This is a genomic window from Burkholderia sp. Ed8 (assembly GCF_040761425.1).
GTDB classification, from domain to species: Bacteria; Pseudomonadota; Gammaproteobacteria; order Burkholderiales; family Burkholderiaceae; genus Burkholderia; species Burkholderia seminalis.
On record NZ_CP142886.1, the window covers coordinates 891,056 to 911,200 of the forward strand.

Here is a 20,145-nt window from a genome sequence, read left to right on the forward strand (position 1 = left end):
TGCCGGCCTGCCCGTGCAAGCCGTCGCGCATGCCGCCCGGACGTGCGAAGCCCGTTCGCTTCCGGCCCGCCTCCCGGCCGCGACGCCTCGCACGCGTGCCTTGCCTTTTGCACGTTTTGTTTAGTATTTTTAGTAACGGCGTTTTCGCAGATTAGCCCTTAAAAACCCGTTATTTGCGGGTATTCCCCGGTTATCCGGCCCGAATTCCGCATCGGGTTTTACTATACAATCGCCCCCACCCTAAACAAACCGGACCCGAACGAACGATGGGTACGACCATTCGCGATGTGGCGCGAGCGGCAGAGGTCTCGATCGGCACCGTCTCGCGCGCGCTGAAGAACCAGCCGGGCCTGTCCGAAGCCACGCGGGCGCGGATCGTCGAGATCGCGCAGCGGCTCGGCTACGATCCCGCGCAGTTGCGGCCGCGCATCCGCCGGCTCACCTTCCTGCTGCATCGCCAGCACAACCGCTTTCCCGCCAGCCCGTTCTTCTCGCACGTGCTGCACGGCGTCGAGGACGCGTGCCGCGAGCGCGGCATCGTGCCGACGCTGCTCACGGTCGGCCCGAACGACGACGTGCTGCGCCAGATGCGCCCGCACGCGCCCGACGCGATCGCGGTGGCCGGCTTCATCGAGCCCGAGACGATCGAGGCGCTCGCCGCGACCGGCCGGCCGCTCGTGCTGATCGACCTGTGGGCGCCCGGGCTGCGCTCGGTCAACATCGACAACGCGACGGGTGCCGCGCTCGCGATGCGCCACCTGCTCGCCACCGGCCGCACGCGGATCGCGTTCATCGGCGGCTCGCCCGCGCACTACAGCATCGCGCAGCGCGCGATCGGCTACCGGCGCGCGTTCTTCGAAGCCGGGCGGCTGTTCGACCCCGCGTACGAAGTGACGATCGACGCGGGGCTCGATCCCGACACGGGCGCCGCGCGCGCGATGGAGCAACTGCTCGACGCGCCGGGCCCGCGCCCCGAAGCCGTGTTCGCGTACAACGACGCGGCCGCGCTCGCCGCGCAGCGCGTGTGCACCGCGCGCGGCCTGCGGATTCCGGACGACATCGCGATCGTCGGCTTCGACAACATCCCGGCCGCCGCGCACGCGAGCCCGCCGCTCACGACGCTGTCGGTCGACAAGGAGGCGCTCGGCCGCCGCGGCGTCGAGCTGCTGCTCGCCGAGTCGCCCGAGCGCACCGAGATCTCCCTGCCCGTCGAGCTGATCGTGCGGGCCAGCAGCCAGCCCGCCGGCTCGCCGGCACTCGATACCGCAACGGTCACCGAATCATGAACATGCCCCCGGTCCAACCCTGCACGGCCGCACCGGCCGCCCACACGCCAGACGCACCGTTCGTCGCGAGCTTCCGCGATCCGTCGTTCCTGCTGTCGCACATCGAGGACACGCTGCGCTTCTACGCGACGAACGCTTTCGACCCGACGGGCGGCTTCTACCATTACTTCCGCGACGACGGCAGCATCTACAACCGCACGTCGCGCCACCTCGTCAGCAGCTGCCGGTTCGTCTTCAACTACGCGATGGCGTACCGGCATTTCGGCGACCCGCGCCACCTGGAATACGCGCGCCACGGGCTGCGCTTCCTGCGCGACGCGCACTGGGACGACGAACTGCAGGGCTACGACTGGGAACTCGACTGGCGCGACGGCGGCAAGCGCGCGACGCTCGACGGCGCGCGCCACTGCTACGGGCTCGCGTTCGTGCTGCTCGCGGCCGCGCATGCAACGATGGCCGGCATCGACGAGGCGCGCCCGCTGATCGCCGCGACCTACGAACTGGCCGAGCACCGCTTCTGGGATGCGGCCGCGGGCCTGTACGCGGACGATGCGACGCCGAACTGGATCGTGTCGTCGTACCGCGGCCAGAACGCGAACATGCACATGACCGAGGCGCTGCTCGCGGCGTACGAGGCGACCGGCCACCTCACATACCTCGATCGCGCGGAAAAGCTCGCGAGCCACGTCACGCAGCGCCAGGCCGCGCTGTCGGGCGGGCTCGTGTGGGAGCACTACCATGCGGACTGGTCGGTCGACTGGGATTACAACAAGGAAGACAGCTCGAACATCTTCCGCCCGTGGGGCTTCCAGCCCGGACACCAGACCGAATGGGCGAAGCTGCTGCTGATCCTCGAACGGCACCGCCCGCTCGACTGGCTCGTGCCGCGCGCGGCCGAGCTGTTCGACGCGGCGCTCACGCATGCGTGGGACGCCGACCACGGCGGCCTGTACTACGGTTTCGGCCCCGACTTCACGATCTGCGACCACAACAAGTACTTCTGGGTGCAGGCCGAAACCTTCGCGGCGGCCGCGATGCTCGGCGCGCGCACCGGCAGCGAGCGCTTCTGGGACTGGTACGACGAGATCTGGCGCTACAGCTGGGCCCATTTCGTCGATCACCGCTACGGCGCGTGGTACCGGATCCTCACCTGCGACAACCGCAAGTACAGCGACGAGAAGAGCCCGGCCGGCAAGACCGACTATCACACGATGGGCGCGTGCTACGACGTGCTCGCGACGCTCGCGCGCGCGCAACGCGGCGAACCGACGCAATGAGCGGCGGCACGTTTCCGGCTTTCGTGTCGGCGGGCGACATCCTGACCGACATGGTGCGCGCGGGCGATGCGCAATGGACCTCGGTGCCGGGCGGCGCCGGCTGGAACGTCGCACGCGCGGTCGCGCGGCTCGGCGTGCCGAGCGCGCTCGCGGGTTCGATCGGCGAAGACTGCTTCTCCGACGAACTGTGGCGCACGAGCGAAGCGGCCGGGCTCGACCTGCGCTTCCTGCAGCGGGTCGCGCGGCCGCCGCTGCTCGCGATCGTCCACGAGACCCGCCCGCCCGCCTATTTCTTCATCGGCGAAGCGAGTGCCGATCTCGCGTTCGATCCCGCACGGCTGCCGGCCGGCTGGGCCGACCACGTGAAATGGGCGCATTTCGGCTGCATCAGCCTCGTGCGCGAACCGCTCGCGGGCACGCTGGCCGCGCTGGCAGCCGAGCTGCACGCGCGCGGCGTGAAGATCAGCTTCGATCCGAACGTCCGGAACCTGATGACGGACGCGTACCGGCCGACGCTCGAGAAGATGGCCGCGCTCGCCGACCTGATCAAGGTATCCGACGAGGACCTGCGGCACCTGTTCGGCGGCGACGGCCCCGATGCGATCGCGGCGGTGCGCGCGCTGAACCCGCGCGCGGCCGTGCTCGTCACGCGCGGCGCGCAGGCGGCGACGCTCTACGCGGGCGGCGACGTGCTCGAGGCCAGCCCGCCGCGCGTCGAGGTGGCCGATACCGTCGGCGCGGGCGATGCGTCGATCGGCGGCCTGCTGTTCAGCCTGATGGCCGCCCCGCAGCGGTCGTGGCGCGAGCATCTCGTGTTCGCGCTGGCGGCGGGCGCCGCCGCGTGCCGGCATACGGGCGCGCACGCGCCGACGCTCGACGAGGTCGTCGCGCTGATCGAGCGCTGATAGCGGGACGGTGACCGGCCGCCGCGACCGGACGCCGTTCGGTCACCGATAAGCGACGCTGTACATGCTGCGCCGCAGTGCTACGATGAAGTGTCCTTTTGCGGGAGAGCACGATGGACACGAACACGTTCACGAAAGGCATCTACACGGCCAAGGCGCATACCCAGCATGCGGGCAACGGGCAGTTTCAGGGTTACGTGATCCTCTCGCGCGACGACGGGGACGACACCGAGAACACACGTTACGACGTCCACTCGACGAGCCCCAGCGAGGAAGAAGCGTTCGACGAGGCGAAGGCGCTCGCGCACCGGATCCTCGGCGAGATCGAGCTGTAGCGCGCGCCCCCTCTTTCAGGCGCGGCTCAGAGCAGCCGCGCCACCATCGACAGCAGCATCGTCAGCACCAGCGTCGACATGAACGGGAACGGGTAGCGCCGCCCGCCGAGCGTCAGCGTGACGTCGCCCGGCATCCGCCCGATGCCGAGCTTGCCGAGCCACGGCCAGCAGCGCGTCAGGATCATCACCGCGATGAACGTCGTCAGCAGCCAGCGCAGCATGTCCGCCCTCGCTCAAAGCGCGTGCGAGCGGTCGCCGCGCGCGAACGCGTCGAGCGTGCCGTCGATGCCGCGCGAGAACGCGATCACCTTGAACAGCTCGCCCATCTCGGCTTCCGAGATCAGCTTCTGCACCGCGTTCGCGGCCGGCAGGAACGCGCGGATGTCGGACGGATCGATCGCGGCCAGCGCGTCGGTGATGCCGGCGTTCAGCAGGAAGCGCGCCTGCGACGTGTAGCCCAGCAGGTCGGCGCCGGTCGCGACGGCCGCGTCGTAGATGCCGGTGAATTCGACGTGCGCGGTGATGTCCTGCAGCCCCGGGTACAGGAACGGGTCGTCGTGCGCCTGGTGGCGGTAGTGGCACATCAGCGTGCCGCGGTCGCGCTGCGGATGGTAGTACTCGTGCGCCGGAAAGCCGTAGTCGACCAGCAGCACCGCGCCGCGCGCGAGCATCGTGCAGACGGTGCGCGTGAACGCCAGCGCGGCCTCGTGCGTCTCGGTCACGTAGCCGTCGCCGACGTCGAGCCCCGCGAGCGCCGGCGGCAGGCCGGCCGCGTCGGCGGGCCGGTCGTCGAACACGAACGCCTGGCGCGCGTCGAGCGCGACGCCGCGCTCGTGCCACGCGCCGCCCGCCTTCGCGAACAGCCGCACCGGCATCGCGTCGAGCACCTCGTTGCCGACCACGACGCCGTCGAACCGCTCGGGCAGCGCATCGAGCCAGCGCACCTTCGCGGCCAGCGCCGGCGCGGCGGCCGCGATCGTGTCGCGCTGCCGTTCGCGCAGTTCGCCGGACAGGTCGACGATCAGGTATTCGTCGAGTTCGACGCGCTGCGCGTCGAGGGCGGCGAGCAGCCCGGCCGCGAGCTTGCCCGTGCCCGCGCCGAATTCCATCACGCGGCGCGTGTCACTCGCCGCGAGCGCCTGCGCGACCGGTTGCGCGAGCGTTTGCGCGAACAGCGGCGACAGCTCCGGTGCGGTGACGAAATCGCTGCCGTCGTCGGCGCGGCGCCCGAACTTGCGGGCGCCGCCGCTGTAATAGCCGAGGCCGGGCGCATACAGCGCGCGCTCCATGAAGCGGTCGAACGGCAGCCAGCCGCCGGCCGCCGCGATCTCGTCGCGCAGTTGCGCGGCAAGGGTTTCGGACTGCGCGAGCGCGTCGGGGCCGGGAGCAGGTAAACTAGCGGGTTCGTGAGCTTTCGGGTTCATCCCGGCATTGTAAATGACCGTTTCAGCCGATACGTCGACCCCGCGCGTGGTGCTCGTCACGGGCGCCCTGGGCAGCGCGGCCGACGCCGCGTCGATCGGCCGCGCGCTCGCGACGGGGTTCGCCCGCCGCGGCTGGGACGTCGCGCTGCAGCGCGCCCAGGGCGCGCCGCGCGCGGCCGCCGATGCGCTCGTCGCCGACGTCGCCGCGCTCGGCCGCCGCGCGGTCGTGCTGGACGCCGATCTGGCCCTGGAAACCGATGCGGCCGCGCTCGTCGCCGCGTGCGGCGAAGCGCTCGGCCGGCCCGCGTGCGCGGTGTTCGTCAGCGCCAGCGCGGGCGCCGACGACGCGCGGACGATCGACGGCGCGTCGCTCGCCGGCGCGCTCGCGCGCAACGTGACGGCGCCGCTCGCGCTGGCCCGCGCGCTCGCCGATGCGACGCCCGACGCCGCGCGCGAGCATGAAGCGCTGCGCGCGTGCGCGATTCACGTGCTGGATCAGGCCCTGTTTCACCCGGCACCGGCGCAGCTGTCGCACGCGCTGATGCAGGCCGCGCTGAACCGCGCGACGTCGGCGCTGGCGCTGGCACTCGCGCCGAAGGTGCGGGTCGCGGCGCTCGTGCGCGGTCACGCGCCGCACGCGGACGACATCGCGGCGGCCGCCTGCTATCTCGCGAGCGCGCCCGGCGTCACGGGCGCGACGCTGACCGTCGACGGCGGCGAGCACCTCGTGCCGCCCGCCGCCGGCCCGAATGAATGAACCGCGCGGGCGCGGCCTGACCGCCGCCGCCCGCGCCGCTTTGCGTGCGCGCACGCCAATTTGACTGGGACGACCATGTTTTCCGCTCTCCTGCACCCCCGCCTCGCGGATTGCCGCAGGCTCTACCTGCGCGACTACGAGGTGCACATCAACATCGGGGCCTTCGAACACGAGAAGCGCGGCGAGCAGCGCGTCGTCATCAACGTCGACCTGTTCGTGCCGCTCGCCCTGTCCACCCCCGTCGACGACCGGCTGCATGAAGTCGTCGACTACGATCTGATGAAGCAGAGCGTCGCGCAATGCGTGGCGCGCGGCCACATCCACCTGCAGGAAACGCTGTGCGACGCGATCGCCGCACACCTGCTGGCGCACGACACCGTGCGCGCGGTACGCGTCTGTACCGAGAAACCGGACGCCTATCCGGACTGCGACGCCGTCGGCGTCGAAGTCTTTCGCATCAAGGACGAGGAGCGCGCATGAACGCCCCCCACACGAATGACACGGCGGCCGCGGCCGCCACCCTCGACGACGCCGCGCCGGCCGGCCGCCAGGCGCTGACGCGCCGCGAGCAGAAGGAAGCGTACGAGAACAACAAGCTGTACAAGCGGATCGTGCGCCAGGTCGGCCAGGCGATCGGCGACTACAACATGATCGAGCACGGCGACAAGGTGATGGTGTGCCTGTCGGGCGGCAAGGACAGCTACGCGATGCTCGACGTGCTGCTGCGCCTGCGCGAGCGCGCGCCGATCGACTTCGACATCGTCGCGGTGAACCTCGACCAGAAGCAGCCGGGCTTCCCCGAGCACGTGCTGCCCGAGTACCTGAAGCAGGTCGGCGTGCCGTTCCACATCGAGAACCAGGACACCTACAGCATCGTCAAGCGGCTCGTCCCCGAAGGCAAGACGACCTGCTCGCTGTGCTCGCGGCTGCGCCGCGGGATCCTGTACCGCGTGGCCGGCGAGCTCGGCGCGACCAAGATCGCGCTCGGCCACCATCGCGACGACATCGTGCAGACGCTGCTGCTCAACATGTTCTACGGCGGCAAGCTGAAGGGGATGCCGCCGAAGCTGCAGTCGGACGACGGCAAGAACATCGTGATCCGCCCGCTCGCGTACGTGAAGGAAACCGATCTCGAGAAATACGCGGAGTTGCGCGAATTTCCGATCATCCCGTGCAACCTGTGCGGCAGCCAGCCGAACCTGAAGCGCGCGGAAATGAAGGCGCTGATCCGCGAATGGGACAAGCGCTTCCCGGGCCGCGTCGACAACATGTTCAACGCGCTCGCGAAGGTCGTGCCGTCGCACCTGATGGACACGACGCTGTACCCGTTCCAGTCGCTGCGCGCGACCGGCGAGGCCGATCCGCAAGGCGACATCGCGTTCGACGAGGAACCGTGCGCATCGGGCGACGATACCGCCGCGCCGGGCGCCGCCCGGCCGATCTCGATCGTCCAGTTCGACGACCTGTAAGCAGGGCCCGAACCCAGCCGGAACAAGGGCCCGCGGCCCCTGTTCCGGCGCTGTCGCCCCGCCGCGACAGGCCCGGAACGGCGGGGGCCGCATGCTAAAATGGACGGCTTCGAACTCCTCAGACAAGCTGGCGCCATGAATATCGTGATTTTGGCGGCAGGCACCGGCAAGCGCATGCGTTCCGCGCTGCCGAAAGTGCTTCACCCCCTGGCCGGCAGGCCGCTTCTCTCCCACGTCATCGACACCGCGCGCACGCTGCAGCCGTCCCGGCTGGTCGTCGTCGTCGGTCACGGTGCCGAGCAGGTCGAAGCCGCCGTCGCCGCGCCCGATGTCCAGTTCGCGGTGCAGGCCGAGCAGCTCGGCACCGGCCACGCGGTGCGCCAGGCCCTGCCGCTCCTCGATCCCGCGCAACCGACGCTCGTGCTGTACGGCGACGTGCCGCTCACGCGCGCGTCGACGCTGCAGCGCCTCGTCGATGCCGCGCGCGAGGGCCGCTACGGGATTCTGACCGTCACGCTCGACGATCCGACCGGCTATGGCCGCATCGTGCGCGATGCGTCGGGCTTCGTCACGCGCATCGTCGAGCAGAAGGACGCCTCGCCGGACGAGCTGAGGATCGCCGAGATCAACACGGGCATCATCGTCACGCCGACGGCCCAGCTGTCGATGTGGCTCGGCGCGCTGAAGAACGAGAACGCGCAGGGCGAGTACTACCTGACCGACGTCGTCGAACTCGCGATCGAGGCCGGCTTCGAGGTCGTCACGTCGCAGCCCGACGAGGACTGGGAAACGCTCGGCGTCAACAGCAAGGCACAGCTCGCGGAACTCGAGCGGATCCACCAGCGCAACGTCGCGGACGCGCTGCTCGCCGACGGCGTCACGCTCGCCGATCCGGCGCGCCTCGACGTGCGCGGCACGCTGCGCTGCGGCCGCGACGTGTCGATCGACGTGAACTGCGTGTTCGAAGGCAACGTGACGCTCGCCGACAACGTGACGATCGGCGCGAACTGCGTGATCCGCAACGCGTCGGTCGGCACCGGCACGCGCATCGACGCGTTCACGCACATCGACGGCGCCGAGCTCGGCGCGCACACCGTGATCGGCCCGTACGCGCGGCTGCGCCCCGGCGCGCAGCTCGCGGACGAAGCGCACGTCGGCAACTTCGTCGAGGTGAAGAACGCGGTGATCGGCCACGGCTCGAAGGCGAACCACCTCACCTACATCGGCGACGCCGACATCGGCGCGCGCGTGAACATCGGCGCGGGCACGATCACCTGCAACTACGACGGTGCGAACAAGTTCCGCACCGTGATCGAGGACGACGTGTTCGTCGGCTCCGACACGCAGCTCGTCGCGCCCGTGCGCGTCGGCCGCGGCGTGACGATCGCCGCCGGCACGACGATCTGGAAGGACGTGGCCGACGGCCTGCTCGCGTTGAACGAGAAGACCCAGACCGCGAAGAGCGGCTACGTCCGCCCGGTCAAGAAGAAGAGCTGAACCTTTTGCGGGCGCCCCGGCGGCGCCCGCGTCGACTTACAGGATTGACCATTCATGTGCGGCATTGTCGGCGCAGTTGCGCAGCGTAATATCGTTCCGGTGCTGATCGAAGGATTGCGGCGCCTCGAATACCGTGGCTACGACTCGTGCGGCGTCGCCGTGCTCGAGCCGGGCGCGCCGAAGCGCGCGCGCAGCGTCGCGCGCGTCGCCGATCTCGACACGCAGGTGCGCGAGTCGCATCTCGAAGGCACGACGGGCGTCGCGCACACGCGCTGGGCGACGCACGGCGCGCCCGTCACGCACAACGCGCACCCGATCTTCTCGTCGAACGCACTGGCGCTCGTGCACAACGGCATCATCGAGAACTTCGAGCCGCTGCGCGAGGCGCTGCGCGCGAAGGGCTACGAATTCGTGTCGCAGACCGACACCGAGGTGATCGCGCACCTCGTGCACAGCCTGTATCGCGGCAACCTGTTCGACGCCGTGCGCGAAGCCGTGCAGCAACTGCACGGCGCGTACGCGATCGCCGTGATCCACAAGGACCAGCCGCATACCGTCGTCGGCGCGCGCCAGGGTTCGCCGCTCGTCGTCGGCCACGGCGACGGCGAGAACTTCCTCGCGTCCGATGCGCTCGCGCTCGCGGGCAGCACCGACCGCTTCACGTTCCTCGAGGAAGGCGACGTGTGCGAGCTGTCGCTCGACGGCGTGACGATCGTCGATCGTCACGGCGCCACCGTGCAGCGCGAGATCCGCGTGGTCAGCGCGTACGGCGGCGCGGTCGAGCTCGGCCCCTATCGCCACTTCATGCAGAAGGAAATCTTCGAGCAGCCGCGCGCGATCAGCGATACCGTGCCGCAGACGGAAGCCTTCGACGCGACGCTGTTCGGCGACGCCGCGCCCGCCGCGTTCGCGGAGATCGACAGCCTGCTGATCCTCGCCTGCGGCACGAGCTACTACTCGGGCCTCACCGCGAAGTACTGGCTCGAATCGATCGCGAAGATCCCGACGCAGGTCGAGATCGCGAGCGAATACCGCTACCGCGAATCGGTGCCGAACCCGCGCCAGCTCGTGCTCGTGATCTCGCAGTCGGGCGAGACGGCCGACACGCTCGCGGCGCTCAAGCACGCGCAGTCGCTCGGCCACACGCACACGCTCGCGGTGTGCAACGTCGCGACGAGCGCGATGGTGCGCCTGACGGAAATGCAGTTCCTCACGCATGCGGGCACCGAGATCGGCGTCGCATCGACGAAGGCGTTCACGACGCAGCTCGTCGCGCTGTTCGTGCTGGCCGCGACGCTCGGCAAGCTGCGCGGGCACGTCGACGCCGCGCAGGAAGCGCAATTCCTGAAGGAGCTGCGCCACCTGCCGGCCGCGCTGAACAGCGTGCTCGCGCTCGAGCCGCAGATCATCGCGTGGTCGGAGGAGTTCGCGCGCAAGGAAAACGCGCTGTTCCTCGGCCGCGGGCTGCACTACCCGATCGCGCTGGAAGGCGCGCTGAAGCTGAAGGAAATCTCGTACATCCACGCCGAGGCCTATCCGGCCGGCGAACTGAAGCACGGGCCGCTCGCGCTCGTCACGGAAGCGATGCCGGTCGTCACGGTCGCGCCGAACGACACGCTGCTCGAGAAACTGAAGTCGAACATGCAGGAAGTGCGCGCGCGCGGCGGCGAGCTGTACGTGTTCGCCGATGCCGATACGCAGATCGTCAACGACGACGGCCTGCACGTGATCCGGATGCCGGAACACTACGGGCAGCTGTCGCCGATCCTGCACGTCGTGCCGCTGCAGCTGCTCGCATATCACACCGCGTGCGCGCGCGGCACCGACGTCGACAAACCGCGGAACCTCGCGAAATCGGTGACGGTGGAGTAACGCAGGACGACCGGGATGGCCCGCGCCGGGCCACCCCCATCGCGCCGCGGTGCGAAGCAGGCCATTCGGCCAGGTCGAAGACGGAGAGACAATGGTAAGACTGATTGGATGCGGATTGCTGGCGCTGACGTTCGCGTCGACGGGCTGGGCCGCCGAGCATTACGTCGAGGTCTGGAACCCGCCCGAGGCACGACATCCGGCGGCCCGTACGCCGGCCGCGCGCACGGGCGCCGACGCGCGTACCGGCAAGAGCGCGGAGAAGCACGCGAGCGTCACGCCGAAAGCCCCCGCGAAGCCGCACAAGCGCCGTGTCGCGCAAGCCGTGAAAGCCGGCCCGCATCACCCGGCCGCCACCGCGACCGAAACGCCGGCGGCGCCGCGCCCTGTCGCACAACCCGCGCCGGGCCGCCTCACGGTGATGCACCCGGCCGGCTCCGACGAGACGCACGCGCTGGGCTTCTCCAACATCCCGCGTCAATACACGCCGGACGGCAACGTGCTGCAGGTCGGCACGCAGGGCCGCGCCGCGGAGGTGACTCGATAATGGAAGCGCAAACCTACCACGGCTACCAGATCTGGGGCCATGCGATCCTGCAGCAGGAGGAGATCATGCAGCCCGACCGCTTCGCGGCGAGCGGCACGATCACGCAGAACAACAAGCTGGTCGAGGCATCCGGCGTGCTCGGCGTCTTCGATACCGAGGACGAGGCGCGCGAAGCGGGGCTCGAATGGGCCCGCGCCTGGATCGACAGCCACCGCTGACCGGCCGCGCCACCGTACGCGTGCCGTGACGGTCGCGGCGCTCACGCATCGCACATGAAAGAAGGGGCGTCGACGACGCCCCTTCTTTCATTCGAACCCGCAACGCTCAGGCGGTCGCGCGCGGCGGCCTCGCCACCTGCCGCGGCCGGCCGACGAGCCGGGCCAGCACGAGGATCGCCGCCAGCGTCGCGACGTACGCGGCGATCTGGATGCCCGCCGGACGCGCGGTATAGCCGATCAGCGTATGGAGCGCCTTGCCGACGATGCTCGACTCCTTGAGCAGCCACGACGTGTCCCAGATCGCGTCGCCCCACGACGGCACGAGCCCCGCGGCCAGCAGGAAGCCGACGCACTGGCTCGCCATCCCCGCCGCGAGCAGCACGATCAGCGCATTGGTGACGGAGAACAGGCGCTTCAGCGGAATCTGCAGCAGGCCCGCATACATCGCATAGCCGAGCCCGGCGCCGCCGAGCACGCCGAGCAGCCCGCCCACGATCATCTGCGGCGTCTGTCCCGGATCGCCCGCCGCGATCCCGTAGAGGAACAGCACGGCCTCGGAGCCTTCGCGCAGCACCGCGACGCCGACCACGATGGCAAGACCCGTCAGCGGCCGGCGGCCGGCCGCGACGGCCCGGCCGACTTCGCCCATATGCAGCGCCATCTCGCGGCCGTGCCGGCTCATCCAGATGCAGTGCCACGCCAGCATCAGCGTCGCGACGAACATCACGCCCGCGTTGAAGACTTCCTGCCCCATGCCGGACGCCCATTGCGAGATCACGTCGGCGAACGCCGCGATCAGGCCGGCGCCGATCACGCCGCCGGCCAGCCCGCCGCTCACCCACCAGCCGCGCCGCGGCACGCCCTTCGTGGCGGCCATCACGATCGAGACCACCAGCGCGGCCTCGAGCACTTCACGAAAGACGATCAGGGCAGTCGACAGCATGTCGGTTTCCGCTTACTTGACGGTCAGGTGCGTCTTCGACTGCGCTTCGTGATACTCGTCGTGGAACTCGTAGGTGCCCGCCTTCAGCGGCCCGACGAGGATCTCGACCGACTTGCCGGCCGGCACGACCTTCTCCGCCTTGAAGTCGTCGCTCTCGAATTCCGCGGGCGTCGCGTCGAGGTTCTTCACGACGAATTTCACCTTCTTGCCGGCGGGGATCGTCACGCCATCGGGTGAAAACTTGTGGTCCTTCAGGGTCAGGTTGACGACGTCGTCGGCAGCGAATGCGGACGTTGCCGATGCGCCCAGCAGGGCCAGCGCGAAGCCGAAAGCAAAACGATTCATGGTCGGAAACGGAGAACGGATCTTGAGGGGAATCGATACTAAGAGCGATTCGCATTTCCACAACGAATGCCCACGTTTCCAATATGGAAATAATGCCCCACATCGTTTCACGGCATGTTGTCCGGAAAGGCTTTTCCCGACGCGCAACGCCGCGCGGCCATGGTCAATCGGGCCAAACACCGACCGGCATGCGCGGCGTCGCGCCGATTCGTCCGACCACCGCCCGACGCGTCATCCATCGGCCGCGCGGTATTCTGCACACAGTGCTTGACCTTCCCACCATGGCAAACTTCATGCTGACGGGGTTCGTCAATCATCCACTCAGGAGAACACGATGGAATTCGAAGTGCAGGACATGACCTGCGGCGGCTGCGCCAATGCGATCACGCGTGCGGTGACGGCCGCCGATCCCGCCGCGAAGCTCGACATCGACGTCGCGGCGAAAATCGTCAAGGTCGAATCGGCGCAAGGCGCCGAGCGCGTGCAGTCGATCATCGAGGCCGCCGGCTTCCATCCCGCGCTGCGCGCCGCCTGACGCGCCCTCGGAAAGGCGGGCGCACCGCCGCACGGCGATGCGCCCGCACACGGCAGCGTCAGCGCAGCCGGATCAGCGTCGACTTCAGCTCGGTGTATTTCTCGAGCGCGTGCAGCGACTTGTCGCGACCGTTGCCCGACTGCTTGTAGCCGCCGAACGGGAAGTTCATGTCGCCGCCCTCGTCGTAGCAGTTCACCCACACGGTACCCGCACGCAGCCGGCGCGACACGTCGTGCGCGGTCGTCAGGTTCGACGTCCACACGGCCGCGGCCAGCCCGTATTCGGTGTCGTTCGCGATCCGCACGGCCTCGTCGACGTCGTCGAACACGATCACCGACAGCACGGGCCCGAAGATTTCCTCGCGCGCGATCTTCGCATCGGGCTTCACCTCGAACACCGTCGGCTCGACGTAGAAGCCGCCCGTCTCCTCCTTCACGCGCGCCCCGCCCGTGACGAGCCGGCCTTCGCCGCGCCCCGCCTCGATGTATCCGAGCACGCGTTCGAGCTGGATGCCGTCGACGATCGCGCCCATCGACACCGACGGGTCGAGCGGATTGCCCGGCACGTACGCGCGGGCGGCCGCGACGAGCTTCTCGATGAAGGCGTCCTTGATGTCGCGATGCACGAGCAGCCGCGACCCGGCCGTACACATCTCGCCCATGTTGTAGAAGATCGCGCCGGCCGCCGTTTGCGCGGCACGGTCGAGATCGGGGCAATCGGGCAGCACGATGTTCGGCGACTTGCCGCCGAGCTCGAGCCATGCGCGCTTCAGGTTCGACTGCGCCGCGTACTGCATGATCAGCTTGCCGACGGCCGTCGAGCCCGTGAACGCGATGCAGTCGACGTCGCGATGCAACGCGAGCAGCTTGCCCGGTTCACCCGCGCCCGGCACGACGTTGAACACGCCGGCCGGGATGCCGGCTTCGAACGCGAGCTGCGCGACGCGGATCGCGGTCAGCGGCGATTTCTCCGACGGCTTCAGCACGACGCTGTTGCCGGCCGCGAGCGCGGGGCCGAATTTCCACGCGGCCATCAGGATCGGGAAATTCCACGGCACGACGGCCGCCACCACGCCGACCGGCTCGCGCGTGACGAGACCGACCAGATGATGATCGGCCGGCGCGACCTCGCCGCCGACCTTGTCGATCGCTTCAGCGAACCATTCGACGCAGTACGCGGCGCCCGGCACGTCGACCGTCGTCGTGTCGCCGATCGGCTTGCCCGCGTCGAGCGTCTCGAGCAGCGACAGTTCGTCGAGATGCTCGCGCATCAGCGCGGCCCAGCGCAGCAGCACGGCCTTGCGTGCACGCGGGTTCAGGCCGGCCCATACGCCTGCGTCGAACGCCCGGCGTGCCGCCGCGACGGCTGCGTTCACGTCGGCTTCGCCGCAGTCGGCGACCTTCGCGAGCACGCGGCCGTCGATCGGGCTCACGCAGTCGAACGTCTTGCCGCCGTGCGCGTCGCGCGACGCGCCGTCGATGAATGCGCGCCCTTCGATCCGGAGCGACGCCGCCTTGTCCTGCCAGTCAGCCAAAGTCAACTTGTTCATCAGGATGCCTCAATGTTGTGACATTCGCGGTGCGCCGCGCGCCTGACGCGCGGCCGGCCTGCAGCGAATGCGATGACGCGCGGTCAGAAGGTCGCCGGCGAATTGGCCGAGACGACCTCGCAGATCAGTTCCGCGCTGGGATTGCGAAAACGGTGCGGCAAACGGCTTTCGAAGTAGTAGCCGTCTCCGGGGTCGAGCAGCCACGTCGCGCCGTCGACGGTCAGCTCGAGCCGGCCCGACACGACGACGCCGCCCTCGTGCCCCGCATGCACGAGCATCTCGGGGCCCGTGTCGGCGTGCGGCTGATAGATCTCGCGCAGGATGCACATGTTGCGGTCCTTCACGCTCGCGCCGACCAGATGAAACGCGAGCGTGTCGTTGCCGAGGTTCGGCATCTCGTCACGACGCGACACGACCGAGCGCGACTCGACGAGCTCGAACGTGAAGAACTCCGCCAGACTCATCGGTATGCATTCGAGCAACTTCTTCAGCGATCCGACCGACGGGCTCACGCGCCCCTGTTCGATCAGCGAGATCGTGCCGTTGGTCACGCCGGCCCGCTTCGCGAGTTCGCGCTGCGACAGGCCATGCTTGTTGCGCACGAAGCGCAGGCGCTCGGCGACTTCGGTGGACATCGATTCGGTTTCGGACACGATAGGTGCGATGACAAAGTGAAACGACGCAGTGGACAGCCGTTGAATATTCTAATCACTTTATGCCGCAGATCAGCGGGGAAAACCCTGAAAGGCGTTCGAAATAATGAACACCTCGCCGACTATTCCGTTTGCGAATCTTTTGTTCGCACTGCTCGGGAAAGCCCTGATGCAGGACCGTTAAAAAACATTTGACGCCGTTTTTGGCTCGTATATGCTGGCTCTCAGGTCAGCGTCATTTTGTTTTCACAGGCAGCAAAAAGCGTTATTGCAACGCAAAAATTGATGCCCATCAATGTAAATGACGCATAACCGGCGCCTTGATTATTTTAAACGCCCAGCGCGTTGAAAAGATCGGGTGTTCAATACTTTCAACAACCCAGTCGAGTGTAATCGTGAGAGTCCGTGGCCCTCTGGTGAGGTGGGATCGTAGCGTGGCGCGAAGTTCGCGCAGCGCGGCATCCCCTTCCGATGGCAGTTGCGGCTGGCATAGTCCTCGCCTGCAGCATCTGTCGATCTACACCATCCTGTCTCGTCGTTCCGTTCGGCGCCACAACGCCGTATCCGCACGCGCATTCGTCGCCGTCGATACCGACGAAGTGGCGTCGCTGCTGCCGTAGCGCCTCTCCTTTCTTTACGCCGTTCGTTTCATCCGCTGATTCGCCAACCGCATGGTCCGTGCGGTGACGGAACGCGTTCGCGCATTCGTTGCCGCGTCGCGTGTCGCAATGAAACGAACGACGGCCTGATCGTCGCGCGCAGCGCGGATCGCCACGCCATCCCGTTGCGCCCATTCACCAGCGGCCTTGCGCCTTGCGCCAGGCTGCGGGGCTGTTGCACGCCCGCGTTTCGCGCCGTCCGGCGAGCCGCACGCAACAACCCTCTGGATAGCTGATAGACGTCATGGAAAGGAAACCCCTCGTCGGCATCACCGCCGACCTCACGCAAATCGGCGCACACGCGTCGCACACGGTCGGCGACAAATACGTCGCCGCGATCGTCGACGGCGCGCACGCGTTCGCGATGGTGCTGCCTGCACTCGGCGAGCGCCAGTCGGTCGACGACGTGCTCGCCACGGTCGACGGGCTGCTGTTTACCGGCAGCTATTCGAACGTCGAGCCGCACCGGTACGGCGGCGAACCGAGCGCGCCCGGCACGAAGCACGACCCGGCACGCGACGCGACGACGCTGCCGCTGCTGCGCGCGGCGATCGCCGCGGGCGTACCCGTGCTCGCCGTCTGCCGCGGCTTCCAGGAGCTGAACGTCGTCTGCGGCGGCACGCTGCACCAGCGCGTGCATGAAGTGCCGGGCCTCGCCGATCACCGCGAGGACGACGACGCGCCGATGGACACGCAATACGGCCCCGCGCACGTCGTGCGCCTGACGCCCGGCGGCCGGTTGCATGCACTTGCCGGCGGCCGCGACGAAGTGCACGTGAACTCGCTGCACAAGCAGGGCATCGCGCAGCTCGGCTCCGGCCTCGCCGTCGAAGCCGTCGCGCCGGACGGCCTGATCGAGGCCGTCAGCGTCGTCGACGCACCGGCTTTCGCCCTCGCCGTGCAATGGCACCCCGAATGGCGCCATGCGCAGGACCCGCTGTCGAGCGCGATCTTCCGCGCCTTCGGCGATGCCTGCCGCGCCCGCCGCACTGCCCGCACGCGCGCCATGGCCGCCGCCGCGCTCGCCTGAGCGCGCCGCCCCAAACCCACGAGAACAGACATGCAAGACATCGAAGATTTCCTGAAGCAGCACCGGATCACCGAGATCGAAGCGATCATCCCCGACATGGCCGGCATCGCGCGCGGCAAGATCACGCCGCGCAACAAGTTCACGTCCGGCGAATCGATGCGCCTGCCGCAGGCCGTGATGGTGCAGACCGTCACCGGCGAATATCCGGAAGACGGCTCGCTGACCGGCGTGACCGACCCCGACATGGTGTGCGTGCCCGACACGTCGACGATCCGCCTGATCCCGTGGGCCGTCGACCCGACCGCGCAGGTGATCCACGACTGCGTGCACTTCGACGGCTCGCCGGTCGAGATCTCGCCGCGCTACGTGCTGCGCCGCGTGCTCGACCTGTACAAGGCGAAGGGCTGGAAACCCGTCGTCGCGCCGGAGCTCGAGTTCTATCTCGTCGACATGAACAAGGACCCGGACCTGCCGCTGCGTCCGCCGGTCGGCCGCACGGGCCGCCCCGAAACGGGCCGCCAGTCGTATTCGATCGAGGCCGTCAACGAGTTCGATCCGCTGTTCGAGGACATCTACGAGTACTGCGAATCGCAGAACCTCGACATCGACACGCTGATCCACGAAGTCGGCGCCGCGCAGATGGAGATCAACTTCATGCACGGCGACGCGCTGTCGCTGGCCGACCAGGTGTTCCTGTTCAAGCGCACGGTGCGCGAGGCCGCGCTGCGTCACAACATGTACGCGACCTTCATGGCCAAGCCGATGGAGGACGAACCGGGTTCGGCGATGCACGTGCACCAGAGCATCGTCGACGAGGAAACGGGCCAGAACCTGTTCACGTCGCCGGAAACCGGCGGCGCGACGTCGATGTTCTACAACTACCTCGCGGGCCTGCAGAAGTACACGCCGGCGCTGATGCCGATCTTCGCGCCGTACATCAACTCGTACCGCCGCCTGTCGCGCTTCATGGCCGCGCCGATCAACGTGCAGTGGGGCTACGACAACCGCACGGTCGGCTTCCGCATCCCGCACTCGGGCCCGTCGGCACGGCGCATCGAGAACCGCATCCCGGGCGTCGACTGCAACCCGTACCTCGCGCTCGCCGCGACGCTCGCGGCCGGCTATCTCGGCATGACGCAGCGCCTGGAGCCGACCGAGCCGCTCGTCAGCGACGGCTACGACCTGCCGTACCAGCTGCCGCGCAACCTCGAGGAAGGGCTGACGCTGATGGCCGCGTGCGAACCGCTCGGCGAGATCCTCGGCCACAAGTTCCTGAAGGCGTATTTCGCGTTGAAGGAAACCGAATACGAAGCGTTCTTCCGCGTGATCAGCTCGTGGGAACGCCGCCATCTGCTGCTGCACGTCTGAACGTGCGCGCAACCGAATACGGAATCACGGAGGAAACATGACTTACCGCAACGAATCTGCCTGGATCCAGCCGGCCGCGCCGGCCGCCGCGCCGCGCGCGACGCAGGCACGCTCGACCGCCGAATACCGCGCGCTCGACGCCGCGCACCACATCCACCCGTTCTCGGACATGGGCGCGCTGAACCGCGCCGGCAGCCGCGTGATCGTGAAGGCCGACGGCGTCTACCTGTGGGATTCGGACGGCAACAAGGTGATCGACGGGATGGCCGGCCTGTGGTGCGTGAACGTCGGCTACGGCCGCAAGGAACTCGCCGACGCCGCGTATCGCCAGCTGCAGGAACTGCCGTTCTACAACACCTTCTTCAAGACCACGCACCCGCCGGTGATCGAGCTGTCCGCGCTGCTCGCGGAACTGACGCCGGCCGGCTTCAACCACTTCTTCTACTGCAACAGCGGCTCGGAAGGCAACGACACGGTGCTGCGCCTCGTGCACCAGTACTGGCGCGTGCAGGGCAAGCCGCAGAAGAAGTTCGTGATCTCGCGCAAGAACGGCTACCACGGCTCGACCATCGCGGGCGGCACGCTCGGCGGGATGGGCTACATGCACGAGCAGATGCCGTCGAAGGTCGAGCACATCGTGCATATCGACCAGCCGTATTTCTTCGGCGAAGCGCAGCCGGGCGAGACGCCGGAAGCGTTCGGCCTCGCGCGCGCGCAGCAGCTCGAGGCGAAGATCCTCGAACTCGGCGCGGAGAACGTCGCCGCGTTCATCGGCGAGCCGTTCCAGGGCGCGGGCGGCGTGATCTTCCCGCCGTCGACGTACTGGCCGGAAATCCAGCGGATCTGTCGCAAGTACGACATCCTGCTCGTCGCCGACGAGGTGATCGGCGGCTTCGGGCGCACCGGCGAATGGTTCGCGCATCAGCACTTCGGTTTCGAGCCGGACCTGATCACGATGGCCAAGGGCCTCACGTCGGGTTATGTGCCGATGGGGGCGGTCGGCATTCACGAGCGCGTGGCGCGGCCGATCATCGACAACGGCGAATTCAATCACGGCCTCACGTACTCGGGCCATCCGGTCGCGGCGGCCGTCGCGGTCGCGAACCTGAAGCTGCTGCGCGACGAAGGCATCGTCGAGCGCGTGAAGACCGACACCGGCCCGTACTTCCAGGCGCTGATGCGCGAGACCTTCGCGCGTCACCCGATCGTCGGCGAGGTGCATGGTCACGGCCTCGTCGCGAGCCTCCAGCTCGCCGAATCGCCGGCCGATCGCCGCCGCTTCGCGAACGGCGGCGACGTCGGCACGATCTGCCGCGACTTCTGCTTCAACGGCAACCTGATCATGCGCGCGACCGGCGACCGGATGTTGCTGTCGCCGCCGCTCGTGATCACGCGCCAGGAAATCGATGAACTCGTGTCGAAGGCGAAGAAAGCCGTCGATGCAACCGCCCAGCAACTGGGTATTTCGTAACGGCTTTG

General features: G+C 68.3%; 22 protein-coding genes. 16 read left to right on the top strand and 6 right to left on the bottom strand.

Features of this window, described 5'->3' with window-relative positions; translation table 11 throughout:
* The first annotated feature begins 266 nt into the window (after positions 1-266).
* The 4 genes from VXM69_RS18020 (at position 267) to VXM69_RS18035 (ending at position 3,803) form a co-directional block, all read left to right on the top strand.
* Positions 267-1,286 (top strand): LacI family DNA-binding transcriptional regulator, encoded by a 1,020-nt coding sequence (locus VXM69_RS18020; protein ID WP_034189125.1) that lies wholly within the window; start codon positions 267-269, stop codon positions 1,284-1,286.
* Positions 1,283-2,563, top strand: a complete 1,281-nt coding sequence (locus VXM69_RS18025; protein WP_069706962.1) for an AGE family epimerase/isomerase — start codon at positions 1,283-1,285, stop codon at positions 2,561-2,563. Before VXM69_RS18020 ends, VXM69_RS18025 begins: the two co-directional genes overlap by 4 nt.
* A complete protein-coding gene (locus tag VXM69_RS18030) occupies positions 2,560-3,468 on the top strand; it encodes a carbohydrate kinase (RefSeq protein WP_049031811.1) in 909 nt (302 codons plus the stop codon). The genes VXM69_RS18025 and VXM69_RS18030 overlap by 4 nt, the downstream gene beginning before the upstream one ends.
* Positions 3,469-3,581: 113 nt before the next feature.
* Positions 3,582-3,803, top strand: a complete 222-nt coding sequence (locus VXM69_RS18035) for a hypothetical protein (protein ID WP_021163760.1) — start codon at positions 3,582-3,584, stop codon at positions 3,801-3,803.
* A 26-nt stretch (positions 3,804-3,829) separates the two neighbouring features.
* On the opposite strand, the gene VXM69_RS18040 is transcribed toward VXM69_RS18035, so the two are convergent.
* Together VXM69_RS18040 and VXM69_RS18045 are read right to left on the bottom strand one after the other, a co-directional pair.
* Complete coding sequence (locus VXM69_RS18040) at positions 3,830-4,024, bottom strand: DUF2905 domain-containing protein (protein WP_006477606.1); 195 nt, start codon at positions 4,022-4,024, stop codon at positions 3,830-3,832.
* A gap of 12 nt (positions 4,025-4,036) precedes the next feature.
* Positions 4,037-5,227, bottom strand: coding sequence for an SAM-dependent methyltransferase (locus VXM69_RS18045; protein WP_034189122.1), 1,191 nt, complete (start codon positions 5,225-5,227; stop codon positions 4,037-4,039).
* 13 nt (positions 5,228-5,240) lie between these two features.
* On the opposite strand from VXM69_RS18045, the gene VXM69_RS18050 reads away from it, so the two are divergent.
* From VXM69_RS18050 to VXM69_RS18080, 7 genes are all read left to right on the top strand, one after another.
* Positions 5,241-5,984, top strand: a complete 744-nt coding sequence (locus tag VXM69_RS18050) for an SDR family oxidoreductase (protein ID WP_367189975.1) — start codon at positions 5,241-5,243, stop codon at positions 5,982-5,984.
* 75 nt (positions 5,985-6,059) lie between these two features.
* Positions 6,060-6,464: a dihydroneopterin aldolase gene (locus tag VXM69_RS18055; protein ID WP_034189120.1), complete on the top strand. Its 405-nt coding sequence runs from the start codon at positions 6,060-6,062 to the stop codon at positions 6,462-6,464.
* Positions 6,461-7,453: a tRNA 2-thiocytidine(32) synthetase TtcA gene (ttcA, locus tag VXM69_RS18060; protein ID WP_034189119.1), complete on the top strand. Its 993-nt coding sequence runs from the start codon at positions 6,461-6,463 to the stop codon at positions 7,451-7,453. Before VXM69_RS18055 ends, ttcA begins: the two co-directional genes overlap by 4 nt.
* A 135-nt stretch (positions 7,454-7,588) precedes the next feature.
* A complete protein-coding gene (glmU, locus tag VXM69_RS18065; RefSeq protein WP_124609004.1) occupies positions 7,589-8,950 on the top strand; it encodes a bifunctional UDP-N-acetylglucosamine diphosphorylase/glucosamine-1-phosphate N-acetyltransferase GlmU in 1,362 nt (453 codons plus the stop codon).
* 54 nt (positions 8,951-9,004) lie between these two features.
* The gene (gene glmS, locus VXM69_RS18070) at positions 9,005-10,822 is read left to right on the top strand and encodes a glutamine--fructose-6-phosphate transaminase (isomerizing) (RefSeq protein ID WP_059558882.1); all 1,818 of its coding nucleotides are present in this window, start codon (positions 9,005-9,007) and stop codon (positions 10,820-10,822) included.
* Between the two features lie 91 nt (positions 10,823-10,913).
* Positions 10,914-11,366, top strand: coding sequence for a hypothetical protein (locus tag VXM69_RS18075; RefSeq protein WP_034189116.1), 453 nt, complete (start codon positions 10,914-10,916; stop codon positions 11,364-11,366).
* Positions 11,366-11,584 (top strand): hypothetical protein, encoded by a 219-nt coding sequence (locus tag VXM69_RS18080; RefSeq protein WP_034189115.1) that lies wholly within the window; start codon positions 11,366-11,368, stop codon positions 11,582-11,584. Before VXM69_RS18075 ends, VXM69_RS18080 begins: the two co-directional genes overlap by 1 nt.
* Before the next feature lie 106 nt (positions 11,585-11,690).
* On the opposite strand, the gene VXM69_RS18085 is transcribed toward VXM69_RS18080, so the two are convergent.
* Together VXM69_RS18085 and VXM69_RS18090 are read right to left on the bottom strand one after the other, a co-directional pair.
* Positions 11,691-12,527, bottom strand: a complete 837-nt coding sequence (locus VXM69_RS18085) for an FTR1 family protein (protein WP_124609006.1) — start codon at positions 12,525-12,527, stop codon at positions 11,691-11,693.
* A 12-nt stretch (positions 12,528-12,539) separates the two neighbouring features.
* On the bottom strand, positions 12,540-12,872 hold the full coding sequence (locus tag VXM69_RS18090) for a cupredoxin domain-containing protein (protein ID WP_011353437.1): 333 nt from the start codon (positions 12,870-12,872) through the stop codon (positions 12,540-12,542).
* A 334-nt stretch (positions 12,873-13,206) separates the two neighbouring features.
* On the opposite strand from VXM69_RS18090, the gene VXM69_RS18095 reads away from it, so the two are divergent.
* Positions 13,207-13,407: a heavy-metal-associated domain-containing protein gene (locus tag VXM69_RS18095; RefSeq protein WP_011353438.1), complete on the top strand. Its 201-nt coding sequence runs from the start codon at positions 13,207-13,209 to the stop codon at positions 13,405-13,407.
* Between the two features lie 58 nt (positions 13,408-13,465).
* On the opposite strand, the gene VXM69_RS18100 is transcribed toward VXM69_RS18095, so the two are convergent.
* Together VXM69_RS18100 and VXM69_RS18105 are read right to left on the bottom strand one after the other, a co-directional pair.
* Positions 13,466-14,956 carry an aldehyde dehydrogenase gene (locus VXM69_RS18100; protein WP_069707075.1) on the bottom strand — a complete coding sequence of 497 codons (1,491 nt, stop codon included), beginning with the start codon at positions 14,954-14,956 and terminating at the stop codon, positions 13,466-13,468.
* 83 nt (positions 14,957-15,039) lie between these two features.
* The gene (locus VXM69_RS18105; RefSeq protein WP_034189292.1) at positions 15,040-15,591 is read right to left on the bottom strand and encodes a cupin domain-containing protein; all 552 of its coding nucleotides are present in this window, start codon (positions 15,589-15,591) and stop codon (positions 15,040-15,042) included.
* 413 nt (positions 15,592-16,004) lie between these two features.
* On the opposite strand from VXM69_RS18105, the gene VXM69_RS18110 reads away from it, so the two are divergent.
* From VXM69_RS18110 to VXM69_RS18125, 4 genes are all read left to right on the top strand, one after another.
* Positions 16,005-16,229 (top strand): hypothetical protein, encoded by a 225-nt coding sequence (locus VXM69_RS18110; protein WP_072437498.1) that lies wholly within the window; start codon positions 16,005-16,007, stop codon positions 16,227-16,229.
* A gap of 283 nt (positions 16,230-16,512) precedes the next feature.
* On the top strand, positions 16,513-17,298 hold the full coding sequence (locus VXM69_RS18115; protein ID WP_034189112.1) for a gamma-glutamyl-gamma-aminobutyrate hydrolase family protein: 786 nt from the start codon (positions 16,513-16,515) through the stop codon (positions 17,296-17,298).
* Positions 17,299-17,328: 30 nt separating this feature from the next.
* A complete protein-coding gene (locus tag VXM69_RS18120; protein WP_034189111.1) occupies positions 17,329-18,666 on the top strand; it encodes a glutamine synthetase family protein in 1,338 nt (445 codons plus the stop codon).
* 37 nt (positions 18,667-18,703) lie between these two features.
* Entirely contained in the window at positions 18,704-20,137 is a 1,434-nt protein-coding gene (locus VXM69_RS18125; RefSeq protein ID WP_069245719.1) for an aspartate aminotransferase family protein, read from the top strand.
* Positions 20,138-20,145: the final 8 nt, after the last annotated feature.

Excerpts from the sequence above, each read along its gene's own strand:
- VXM69_RS18020 (WP_034189125.1), top strand. The coding sequence starts at position 267 with ATGGGTACGACCATTCGCGATGTGGCGCGAGCGGCAGAGGTCTCGATC.
- VXM69_RS18025 (WP_069706962.1), top strand. The coding sequence starts at position 1,283 with ATGAACATGCCCCCGGTCCAACCCTGCACGGCCGCACCGGCCGCCCAC.
- VXM69_RS18030 (WP_049031811.1), top strand. The coding sequence starts at position 2,560 with ATGAGCGGCGGCACGTTTCCGGCTTTCGTGTCGGCGGGCGACATCCTG.
- VXM69_RS18035 (WP_021163760.1), top strand. The coding sequence starts at position 3,582 with ATGGACACGAACACGTTCACGAAAGGCATCTACACGGCCAAGGCGCAT.
- VXM69_RS18040 (WP_006477606.1), bottom strand. The coding sequence starts at position 4,024 with ATGCTGCGCTGGCTGCTGACGACGTTCATCGCGGTGATGATCCTGACG.
- VXM69_RS18045 (WP_034189122.1), bottom strand. The coding sequence starts at position 5,227 with ATGAACCCGAAAGCTCACGAACCCGCTAGTTTACCTGCTCCCGGCCCC.
- VXM69_RS18050 (WP_367189975.1), top strand. The coding sequence starts at position 5,241 with ATGACCGTTTCAGCCGATACGTCGACCCCGCGCGTGGTGCTCGTCACG.
- VXM69_RS18055 (WP_034189120.1), top strand. The coding sequence starts at position 6,060 with ATGTTTTCCGCTCTCCTGCACCCCCGCCTCGCGGATTGCCGCAGGCTC.
- ttcA (WP_034189119.1), top strand. The coding sequence starts at position 6,461 with ATGAACGCCCCCCACACGAATGACACGGCGGCCGCGGCCGCCACCCTC.
- glmU (WP_124609004.1), top strand. The coding sequence starts at position 7,589 with ATGAATATCGTGATTTTGGCGGCAGGCACCGGCAAGCGCATGCGTTCC.
- glmS (WP_059558882.1), top strand. The coding sequence starts at position 9,005 with ATGTGCGGCATTGTCGGCGCAGTTGCGCAGCGTAATATCGTTCCGGTG.
- VXM69_RS18075 (WP_034189116.1), top strand. The coding sequence starts at position 10,914 with ATGGTAAGACTGATTGGATGCGGATTGCTGGCGCTGACGTTCGCGTCG.
- VXM69_RS18080 (WP_034189115.1), top strand. The coding sequence starts at position 11,366 with ATGGAAGCGCAAACCTACCACGGCTACCAGATCTGGGGCCATGCGATC.
- VXM69_RS18085 (WP_124609006.1), bottom strand. The coding sequence starts at position 12,527 with ATGCTGTCGACTGCCCTGATCGTCTTTCGTGAAGTGCTCGAGGCCGCG.
- VXM69_RS18090 (WP_011353437.1), bottom strand. The coding sequence starts at position 12,872 with ATGAATCGTTTTGCTTTCGGCTTCGCGCTGGCCCTGCTGGGCGCATCG.
- VXM69_RS18095 (WP_011353438.1), top strand. The coding sequence starts at position 13,207 with ATGGAATTCGAAGTGCAGGACATGACCTGCGGCGGCTGCGCCAATGCG.
- VXM69_RS18100 (WP_069707075.1), bottom strand. The coding sequence starts at position 14,956 with ATGAACAAGTTGACTTTGGCTGACTGGCAGGACAAGGCGGCGTCGCTC.
- VXM69_RS18105 (WP_034189292.1), bottom strand. The coding sequence starts at position 15,591 with ATGTCCACCGAAGTCGCCGAGCGCCTGCGCTTCGTGCGCAACAAGCAT.
- VXM69_RS18115 (WP_034189112.1), top strand. The coding sequence starts at position 16,513 with ATGGAAAGGAAACCCCTCGTCGGCATCACCGCCGACCTCACGCAAATC.
- VXM69_RS18120 (WP_034189111.1), top strand. The coding sequence starts at position 17,329 with ATGCAAGACATCGAAGATTTCCTGAAGCAGCACCGGATCACCGAGATC.
- VXM69_RS18125 (WP_069245719.1), top strand. The coding sequence starts at position 18,704 with ATGACTTACCGCAACGAATCTGCCTGGATCCAGCCGGCCGCGCCGGCC.